The organism is Synechococcus sp. R3-13 (genome assembly GCF_047462195.1).
Classification (GTDB): Bacteria; Cyanobacteriota; Cyanobacteriia; order Thermostichales; family Thermostichaceae; genus Thermostichus.
The window spans coordinates 1-1377 of the sequence record NZ_JANSIO010000318.1 but is presented as its reverse complement, the minus strand read 5'-3'; the positions used below and the strand labels follow the sequence as shown (position 1 = coordinate 1377).

At 60.3% G+C, this 1377-nt stretch carries 1 protein-coding gene and 1 pseudogene; both read left to right on the top strand.

What is annotated here, in order from left to right; all coding sequences use genetic code 11:
* A partial coding sequence (locus NW856_RS09935; RefSeq protein WP_414400060.1) for a pentapeptide repeat-containing protein occupies positions 1 to 288 on the top strand: 288 nt, incomplete at its 5' end.
* Between the two features lie 111 nt (positions 289 to 399).
* Positions 400 to 1377, top strand: a pseudogene (locus NW856_RS09930) (phosphoketolase); the annotation flags it as partial.

Here is a 1377-nt window from a genome sequence, read left to right as displayed (position 1 = left end):
GGATCCAACCTAGAGGGAGCAGATTTGGGGGGAGCCAACCTACAGCGGGCGGACTTGCGGGGGGCCAAGCTGTCCAATGCCGACCTGGAAGGGGCCAATCTCAGCGGCGCCGAGCTGCGTCAGGCCCAGTTTCAGGGGGCTAACCTGCGGCGGGCCGATGTCAGCGGGGCCAACCTAACCCAAGCCAACCTGGAAGGAGCTCAGATCGAAGGGTTAAAGCACAGCGGATCCCGGATTGCCGGCCTGATCTTTCCCGACGGCACCCCGATCAAGCCCTGGTGGTGGTAACAGGTGCCTACCGCTCACCCAATGAGCCAAATCCAAAGGAATCCCAAGATCCCCCGGCAATTGGGCAAACCCGGATCACCATAGGAGTAGAGATACCTATGGAGTACAGCTATGGTTCTGGCAGAACAGCTCTCGACAAAACCGCTCACCGCCGACGAGCTTCGCAAAATGGATGCCTACTGGCGGGCCGCCAACTATCTGTCGGTCGGGCAAATCTATTTGATGGATAACCCGCTGCTGCGAGAACCCCTGAAACTGGAACACGTGAAGCCGCGCCTGCTGGGGCACTGGGGCACCACACCCGGGTTGAACTTCATCTACGTGCATCTCAACCGCATCATCAAACGGGAAAACCTCAACATCCTCTACATCACCGGCCCCGGCCACGGTGGCCCTGCTCTGGTGGCCAACACCTACTTGGAAGGCACCTACAGCGAGGTGTATCCCAACATCGGCCAAGACGCCGAAGGCATGCGCAAGCTCTTCAAGCAATTCTCCTTCCCCGGCGGCGTGCCCAGCCACGTGGCTCCGGAAACCCCTGGCTCCATCCACGAGGGGGGAGAACTGGGCTATGCCCTGGCCCACGCCTTTGGGGCTGCCTTTGATAACCCCGATCTGCTGGTGGCCTGTGTGGTGGGGGATGGAGAGGCGGAAACTGGGCCCTTGGCCGCTTCCTGGCATTCCAACAAGTTCCTCAACCCCATCCACGACGGAGCAGTGCTGCCGATTCTGCACCTGAACGGCTACAAGATCGCCAATCCCACCGTTTTGGCCCGCCTCAGCCGTGACGAGCTGCAAAATCTGTTTGTGGGCTACGGCTACAAGCCCTACTTCGTAGAAGGCTGCGAGCCGGCAGAGATGCACCAGTTGATGGCCGCCACTTTGGACACGGTGATCCACGAGATCCAAGAAATCCAGCAGCATGCCCGCAGCAAAGGGGATCCCACTCGTCCCCAGTGGCCGATGATCATCCTGCGCACCCCCAAAGGCTGGACCGGCCCCAAAGAGGTGGACGGCAAAAAGGTGGAAGATTTCTGGCGCTCCCACCAAGTGCCTCTGGCGGATCTGGCCAAAAAACCGGAGCACCTC